Source organism: Butyrivibrio sp. AE2015 (assembly GCF_000420825.1).
Classification (GTDB): Bacteria; Bacillota; Clostridia; order Lachnospirales; family Lachnospiraceae; genus Butyrivibrio.
On the sequence record NZ_ATVR01000039.1, the window covers coordinates 22,842 to 29,657 of the forward strand.

Consider the following 6,816-nt stretch of genomic DNA (forward strand, 5'->3'; position numbering starts at 1 on the left):
GAGTGGAAGATGTGTAGTGAGAAACTTGTAGTAATATTCCCTGGTATGGGATATAACGGTGATAAACCTCTTTTGTATTACACTAAGAAGCTGGCCAAGGCAGCAGGCTATGACGTGATTGATGTTACATATGAGCTGCCGGTTAAGTCAAAAGATATTCTTAATGACAAAGAAGGAATGAAGGCAGCATTTGAAATTGCGGCAAAGCAGGTAGAAGAGCAGCTTGGTGAAGTTGAATTTGATAAATGTGAGAAGATTCTTTTTGTAGGGAAGAGTATAGGCACTGCCCTTGCTGCTTATTATGATAGAACTTATAACATCGGTGCTACGCAGCTTGTATTTACTCCGGTTCCTCAGACATTTGATTTTTTGAGAGCTAAAAGCGGAACAGTGTTTCACGGCAATGCGGATCCCTGGTGTAAGACAGATATTGCCAAGGCACGATGTGAAGAGCTTGGACTTGAGCTGGTAATAGTAGAAAAAGGAAATCATTCTTTAGAGACCGGGGAAGTAATCAGTGATATTCAGGAAATGGGGAATGTCATGAAAATAGTAGGAGCATTGCTATAAAGCAAAAAATGTTTTGATAAAACTAAAAAAAGTAGTATGATTATATTCTTGTGTCGGAGAATCCGGCGAATATAAAAGAATCATAGTTATACGAAAGGATTTAGAAATGAAAAAGACATTAGTAAGTCTTGTTGCAGTATCAGCATTCATACTTTCACTTACAGCCTGCGGCACTGAGACAGGCACAGCAACATCCACAGAGAACATATCAGTTACAGAAACTACTACAGAGCAGGCAGGAGTTCAGGGCGAAGACGTATCCGGAGAACAGCTTACATCAGGTAATATCACAGCACTTAAGCTTTCATCAGATGAAGCTGTAACACTTTTTCCGGGACAATGCGATATCACAAGCTATCTAATTCCGGAGATCACCGATACAGCAATCTTCAAACCCGGAGATGTGACATTTATCAGCACAAATCCTGAAGTTGCAGAGATTAACTTCACTAAAGCTGCAAGAAATAACAATCTCTATTTCTCAATCGATGCAATAGCTCCCGGAGAGGCAGAAGTTTACGCTGTTACAGCTGATGGCACAGTCGAATCTGTTCATAAAAAAGTTATTGTATCTGAGAGATAATTTTAAAATCAAGGCACACACCTGATAAGGTAAAAGAAATACCGGATTGCTTTAAAAACTGATGAATAGAGGAGATAGAGAGTGGTTTTATGCCACTCTCTATTTTTATGCCTACTCAGGATCAGGCAAAGGCTGGGGATACTCAGCAGATGAACTTCATGTAATTGGACTTCCTGAGGGAGAGGATGGCTACACGCTTCCTGGATGGTATGATGACCCCAAAATGCGTCAAGACGCAAAAAATGGTAATAAGATATTGACATAGAACGAGTTGAGAGTTATCCTATTACCAGAAAATGCGTCAAGTTGCAAAAAGAGGTAATATGATGTTGATAAAAAGAGATGTATACTTAAATAAGCTTATTGAACGACAGAATAATGGAATGGTAAAGGTTATCACCGGAATCAGGCGCTGTGGCAAATCATTTTTATTATTCAAGTTGTATAAGGAGTATCTTCTTAACAGTGGTGTTGGTGCTGATCATATAATTGAGATTGCACTTGATGGTATCGATGTTGATGAATTGCGTGAACCTAAGGCGTGTTATAGATACATTAAGGAAAAAATCCTTGATGGCGAGAAATATTACGTTCTTTTGGACGAAGTTCAATTCATGGACAGATTTGAGGAAGTATTAAATAGTCTTTTGAGAATAGAGAATGTTGATGTATATGTCACGGGAAGTAATTCTAAATTTTTGTCCAAAGACATTATTACTGAGTTCAGAGGCAGAGGTGATGAGATACATATATATCCACTCACCTTTGCTGAGTTTTATTCTGCTTTTAGTGGTGAATACGATGATGCCTGGGATGAGTATTTGAATTATGGTGGACTACCGGCTCTTATTGACATGAATAATGCCAAACAGAAGATGGACTATCTCAAAGGCATCTTTGATAACGTTTATATGAAGGATGTTATTGATCGTAATAAGATAAAGAATAAGGATGAGATCAATACACTTGTAGATATACTTGCATCTGCGATTGGATCTCCTACTAATCCTACAAAGATATCAAATACTTTTGCGACGGAAAGACATAGCAGCTATACACATAAAACAATATCAGCACATATAGACTTTTTGGAAGAGGCATATCTAATATCAAAAGCAAACAGGTATGATATCAAGGGTAGGAAATACATAGCTGCTAACCTTAAATACTATTTTACTGATGTTGGACTTAGAAATGCCAGATTGAATTTCAGGCAGCAAGAGCCAACGCATCTTATGGAAAACGTTGTTTACAATGAACTTTTGGCAAGAGGATATTCCGTGGATGTTGGTATCATAGAAGTTAATCAGAAGAATAGTGAGGGTAAAAGCGTGAGAAAACAGCTGGAAGTGGACTTTGTGACCAACATGGGTAATCAACGGTACTATATCCAGGTCGCATACGATCTTTCTACTGAAGAAAAACAACAGCAGGAATACAATTCGTTTAGATACATTCCTGACTCTTTCAAGAAAATTGTACTTGTAAATGGATCGTCAAAACCATGGAGAAATGATGAAGGATACGTAATCATGGGAATGAAGTATTTTCTTCTAAATAGTGACAGTTTGGAATTCTAATATATGAAGCCGCTATCTATTCCTCAGCAAGAATCAGGACCTTAAGGATGTAGCTGTCTCAAACGAAAGGCAGATCAAAAGAAGAATAGGTTAAAAGAAAAATGCAAATAGACGAGATTATTGAAATAGTAAAAGAAGCTGGAAATATACTACTGACTGCAAAACGCCCTAAGGTAATGGAAAAGTCCGGGCATGCAAATTTTGTTACTGAAACAGATGAGAAGGTTCAGAGATTCCTTGTGGAAAAGTTGAAGGCTGTGCTGCCTGAGGCTGAGTTCCTCGGAGAAGAAGATGGGCAGGATGTCTTTTCCGCTAAGATGGCAAGCGGATACTGCTTTGTCATAGACCCAATAGATGGAACATCAAATTTCATCTATGCTTATAGACCTTCAGTTGTATCAGTGGGACTTCTCAAGGATGGAAAGCCATACATGGCCGTTGTCTATAATCCCTATGATGACATGATGTTCTCTGCGGCAGCAGGGCAGGGCGCGTACATGAATGGTGAAAAGATAATGTCATCAGAGGAACCACTTTCTGATCAGCTTGCATGCTTTGGAACCGCTCCTTACTACGAAGAATACAGAGACAGATCTTTTGACATAGCAAAAAGACTCCTGCCTCAGTGCGTCGACCTTCGAAGATCCGGAACTGCTGCATGGGATATGTGCTGCGTTGCTCTTGGAAGATGCGGGCTATACTTTGAACTGAAGATTCAGATCTGGGATTACGCGGCAGCAGCGCTTATCGCCAAGGAAGCAGGCTGCAGCGTGACAGACATTGAAGGAAATCCCCTTTCATACACGGGCGCTTCATCAGCACTATGTATGGGGCGCGGGGTAAAAGAAATACCGGATTGTTTTAAAAACTGATGAATAGAGGAAATTAGAAAAATGAAGAAAAATAGAATGCTAAATTCATTGATATTGCTTCTTGGACTTTTATTGACCGGCTGCGGAAATGCAGGAAATGACAGCGCGGATGTTACTTCAGAGAATAGTTCAGCAACGTACACGCAAATCTCTCAGGAAGAGGCAAAAGAGATGATGGGAAAAGACGATGATCATATCGTTGTTGATGTTCGCAGAGCGGATGAATATGCAGCTGGTCATATTCCGGGAGCAATCCTCATTCCTAATGAGGAAATTGGAACTGAGCAGCCCGCGGAACTGCCAGACCTTGACCAGATAATACTTATATATTGCCGAAGCGGTAATCGTAGCAAGCAGGCATCACAGAAGCTTGCAGATATGGGTTACATCAATGTGTATGAGTTTGGCGGAATCATCGATTGGACCGGAGAAGTGGTTACGGGCGATTAAAGGACATTTAGCATATTGGATGAGAAAAGGATATTAAAGTAATGGAAAAGAAAGAGTATAAGTTTTGGGGCTGGGAGAACGCAGATGTTTCTCCTATAACAGAGGATTACAAGGGTATCAAAAATCCAAGAGATCTTTACGACGCCTTATCAGAAATATGGTCTGCTGATACATGTGCACCGCGAATGCGAGCAGATTGGACCGAGGACAATAAGACCCTGGGTCAGTGTTCTATAACAGCTTTCCTTGCTCAGGATATTTTCGGAGGCCAGGTGTATGGAATCAAAAGAGTTGGCGGCAACTTTCATTGCTATAACGTAATCGGAGATTGCGCTTTTGATCTGACCAGCGAGCAGTTCGGTGATGAGAAGCTGGATTACACTGATAATCCGGAGCAGTTCCGCGAAGTTCATTTTGCAAAAGAGGAAAAGCGACTCCGCTACGAGTTTCTTAAGAAGAGGTTGAAAGAGACAAGGCAATAAATCTTATGGCACTAAAAGAAGCTTACAAGATACTTGGCGCCTCCAAGCAAAATGATGACCGGGAGATAAAAGCAAAATACAAAAAGCTTCTCATCATGTACCAGCGGGACTCTGATCCAGCCAGGGTAAGAAATCCTGAGGACAATGAAAAGATATGAATGTTGTAAGAAAATCAATAACTGTATATGGATTTGTGCAAGGCGTTGGCTTTAGATATAGAACAGTTCACGCAGCAAATATGGTCGGATGTACTGGTTGGGTTAGGAATAATCCAGATGGTTCAGTCTCAATGGAGATACAGGGCACAGAAGACCAGATTGATAAAGTGTTCTTGATGATAGAAAAAGGCAGTTACATTTCCATTGATAGGATGGATGTGAAAAAGATTGAAGTCCTGAGTGGAGAAAGAGACTTTAAATCATAAACTGACTATAGAGTAACTATTCCAGATAAAACAAGCTGGGACGAGTAATTAATTATAAACAAAAAAACGAGCATAAAAATGTGCGCATGGATACTGACGTGAGAGAGATGATTTCAAAACGCATCTCCTTATCCCAGTGTTCATGCGCCTTTTCGTTGTGGGAATTATTGGACAATTGACAGTTTAAAATTTGAATCATAGAAAAAGGGTTGGTATTAAAAAGGGTAAGCTTGGGGGAAGATAACAATAGTTTTGAGAAAGGAACAGGTGATTCTTATGAAAAAAATGATTATTGTATTATCTTCCGTTGCAGTTATGACTTTTATGCTTTTTGCTAGCAGCATCAAAGTGGACGCTGAAAGTTATGAGGAGTATTGCGAAAAATGGCTTCAGAAACAGCGTGAGCGTGATGAAAAATACATGGATGAGCTTGAGGCTGATGGGAATCTGACGCAGGAAGCAATTGATTCCATCAGTAAAGGAACTTCTAAGAGAAAACCTAATCGTAAATCAAATTCAAGTTCTAATAAAAACAGCGAATCCAGAAGCTCTTCAACCTGTGGAGGCACTACTTCCGGAAAAGGATGGGTATACTCAGTAGATGAACTTCATGTAATTGGACTTCCTGAGGGAGAGGATGGCTACACGCTTCCTGGATGGTATGGGGATATCGATTAACAGATTTATAGTTGGGGCGGGGAATGATCATATATCATTTTCCGTCCTGTGCCATTTGGGAAAGGCGGTGGTAACATGTTAGCTTTTTTTGAATTATTTCTTGCAATAATCATTGTTGCAGTTAGACATTATTTGAAGAATAAAGAACAATATCAGGTAAAGATAAAAAGAATTTTGTTGAAAGTGGCGGCCACAGTATTGGCACTGCTTCTTACAATTACAGTGCTACTGCAAGAGTTGATTCAGCAGCTGCTCAACAAGATCAGCAATCAGGAAAAAAATTGAAACAAATAGATAAGGTCAAATAGAGAAAGCGAAGACAAGAGCTGCTGGTGTTATTTGTTAAACATCAACAGCTCTTTCTACTTACTACTTCCCATAATTACGGTCTATCAGTTCCTGAACCAATTCTTTCAAATCATCACTGAAGTCAGCGAGATCTTCCTGTGTAATGATTCCAAGATTTATCATGGTCACAATATCAAAAATGGCTTCACCTTTATCAAGCTGCATCTGCACACCGGGATTCTTCTTATCTTTCTTGATTCGTTTATCGAGATCCCAGAACTTGGTAGATGCAGGCATCTTGCTCTGAAGCATCTTAACGTACTCTTTTAATAGTCTTTCCATATAGGCTTCCTGCCATTCAGGAACCTTCTCCATGAACAATTTCCAATCAGCTTTTGTAATGCCATTCATGATTATAGAACTCCTGTGGTTATTATTTTTGTAAATGATCATAGCACATATCTATGTCTATTTGCATTTGAATCTCTGTTTGGATTTTTGGAAAGAATATTATCAACCTAAAGGACTGCAGAACACTGCAGTCCTGTTACTATTCACAGATAAATGAAAGTGAAGAATGAAGCTCACATCAGTAGGCTTTATTTTTATTGTTGAAACGGTTAGAATCTTTGTATTAAGCAAATCGGGATTTATTGAGATGATAATGCTAGAAAGGAATAATAAAGAATGAAATGCATTCATTGTGATATTGAAATGATTACTGCAAGTATGGATACAGGACTCACAACGGGATCTTTATTCTATATTTGGAAAAAAGAGAAAGGGGTCTTTAGTTCCACAAAAAAATCTGAAGTCAAAGTATATGTATGTCCTGAATGCGGGTATATAGAGCTTAGAGCTGATAAACCAAAGAATCTAATCTAAAGAA

At 39.2% G+C, this 6,816-nt stretch carries 12 protein-coding genes; 11 read left to right on the forward strand and 1 reads right to left on the reverse strand.

Annotation, left to right across the window (positions count from 1 at the left end; all coding sequences use genetic code 11):
- Positions 1-9: 9 nt before the first annotated feature.
- From G585_RS0114365 to G585_RS0114415, 11 genes are all read left to right on the forward strand, one after another.
- Positions 10-570 carry an alpha/beta hydrolase gene (locus G585_RS0114365; RefSeq protein ID WP_022775931.1) on the forward strand — a complete coding sequence of 187 codons (561 nt, stop codon included), beginning with the start codon at positions 10-12 and terminating at the stop codon, positions 568-570.
- 106 nt (positions 571-676) lie between these two features.
- Complete coding sequence (locus tag G585_RS0114370) at positions 677-1,153, forward strand: hypothetical protein (protein ID WP_022775932.1); 477 nt, start codon at positions 677-679, stop codon at positions 1,151-1,153.
- A gap of 61 nt (positions 1,154-1,214) precedes the next feature.
- Positions 1,215-1,418: a hypothetical protein gene (locus G585_RS0114375; protein WP_022775934.1), complete on the forward strand. Its 204-nt coding sequence runs from the start codon at positions 1,215-1,217 to the stop codon at positions 1,416-1,418.
- Between the two features lie 61 nt (positions 1,419-1,479).
- Positions 1,480-2,733: an ATP-binding protein gene (locus G585_RS0114380; protein WP_026664023.1), complete on the forward strand. Its 1,254-nt coding sequence runs from the start codon at positions 1,480-1,482 to the stop codon at positions 2,731-2,733.
- Positions 2,734-2,834: 101 nt separating this feature from the next.
- The gene (locus G585_RS0114385) at positions 2,835-3,605 is read left to right on the forward strand and encodes an inositol monophosphatase family protein (RefSeq protein ID WP_022775937.1); all 771 of its coding nucleotides are present in this window, start codon (positions 2,835-2,837) and stop codon (positions 3,603-3,605) included.
- A 21-nt stretch (positions 3,606-3,626) separates the two neighbouring features.
- Positions 3,627-4,055 (forward strand): rhodanese-like domain-containing protein, encoded by a 429-nt coding sequence (locus G585_RS0114390; RefSeq protein ID WP_022775938.1) that lies wholly within the window; start codon positions 3,627-3,629, stop codon positions 4,053-4,055.
- Positions 4,056-4,096: 41 nt separating this feature from the next.
- Complete coding sequence (locus G585_RS0114395) at positions 4,097-4,537, forward strand: YunG family protein (protein ID WP_022775939.1); 441 nt, start codon at positions 4,097-4,099, stop codon at positions 4,535-4,537.
- 5 nt (positions 4,538-4,542) lie between these two features.
- The gene (locus G585_RS19590) at positions 4,543-4,695 is read left to right on the forward strand and encodes a hypothetical protein (protein WP_022775941.1); all 153 of its coding nucleotides are present in this window, start codon (positions 4,543-4,545) and stop codon (positions 4,693-4,695) included.
- Positions 4,692-4,961, forward strand: coding sequence for an acylphosphatase (locus tag G585_RS0114405; RefSeq protein WP_022775942.1), 270 nt, complete (start codon positions 4,692-4,694; stop codon positions 4,959-4,961). Before G585_RS19590 ends, G585_RS0114405 begins: the two co-directional genes overlap by 4 nt.
- 276 nt (positions 4,962-5,237) lie before the next feature.
- Entirely contained in the window at positions 5,238-5,639 is a 402-nt protein-coding gene (locus tag G585_RS0114410; protein ID WP_196802920.1) for a hypothetical protein, read from the forward strand.
- A gap of 75 nt (positions 5,640-5,714) precedes the next feature.
- Positions 5,715-5,924 carry a hypothetical protein gene (locus G585_RS0114415; protein WP_022775945.1) on the forward strand — a complete coding sequence of 70 codons (210 nt, stop codon included), beginning with the start codon at positions 5,715-5,717 and terminating at the stop codon, positions 5,922-5,924.
- Positions 5,925-6,008: 84 nt separating this feature from the next.
- On the opposite strand, the gene G585_RS0114420 is transcribed toward G585_RS0114415, so the two are convergent.
- Positions 6,009-6,338 carry a hypothetical protein gene (locus G585_RS0114420; RefSeq protein WP_022775946.1) on the reverse strand — a complete coding sequence of 110 codons (330 nt, stop codon included), beginning with the start codon at positions 6,336-6,338 and terminating at the stop codon, positions 6,009-6,011.
- Positions 6,339-6,816: the final 478 nt, after the last annotated feature.

Excerpts from the sequence above, each read along its gene's own strand:
- G585_RS0114370 (WP_022775932.1), top strand. The coding sequence starts at position 677 with ATGAAAAAGACATTAGTAAGTCTTGTTGCAGTATCAGCATTCATACTT.
- G585_RS0114375 (WP_022775934.1), top strand. The coding sequence starts at position 1,215 with ATGAATAGAGGAGATAGAGAGTGGTTTTATGCCACTCTCTATTTTTAT.
- G585_RS0114405 (WP_022775942.1), top strand. The coding sequence starts at position 4,692 with ATGAATGTTGTAAGAAAATCAATAACTGTATATGGATTTGTGCAAGGC.
- G585_RS0114385 (WP_022775937.1), top strand. The coding sequence starts at position 2,835 with ATGCAAATAGACGAGATTATTGAAATAGTAAAAGAAGCTGGAAATATA.
- G585_RS0114395 (WP_022775939.1), top strand. The coding sequence starts at position 4,097 with ATGGAAAAGAAAGAGTATAAGTTTTGGGGCTGGGAGAACGCAGATGTT.
- G585_RS19590 (WP_022775941.1), top strand. The coding sequence starts at position 4,543 with ATGGCACTAAAAGAAGCTTACAAGATACTTGGCGCCTCCAAGCAAAAT.
- G585_RS0114410 (WP_196802920.1), top strand. The coding sequence starts at position 5,238 with ATGAAAAAAATGATTATTGTATTATCTTCCGTTGCAGTTATGACTTTT.
- G585_RS0114390 (WP_022775938.1), top strand. The coding sequence starts at position 3,627 with ATGAAGAAAAATAGAATGCTAAATTCATTGATATTGCTTCTTGGACTT.
- G585_RS0114365 (WP_022775931.1), top strand. The coding sequence starts at position 10 with ATGTGTAGTGAGAAACTTGTAGTAATATTCCCTGGTATGGGATATAAC.
- G585_RS0114420 (WP_022775946.1), bottom strand. The coding sequence starts at position 6,338 with ATGAATGGCATTACAAAAGCTGATTGGAAATTGTTCATGGAGAAGGTT.
- G585_RS0114380 (WP_026664023.1), top strand. The coding sequence starts at position 1,480 with ATGTTGATAAAAAGAGATGTATACTTAAATAAGCTTATTGAACGACAG.
- G585_RS0114415 (WP_022775945.1), top strand. The coding sequence starts at position 5,715 with ATGTTAGCTTTTTTTGAATTATTTCTTGCAATAATCATTGTTGCAGTT.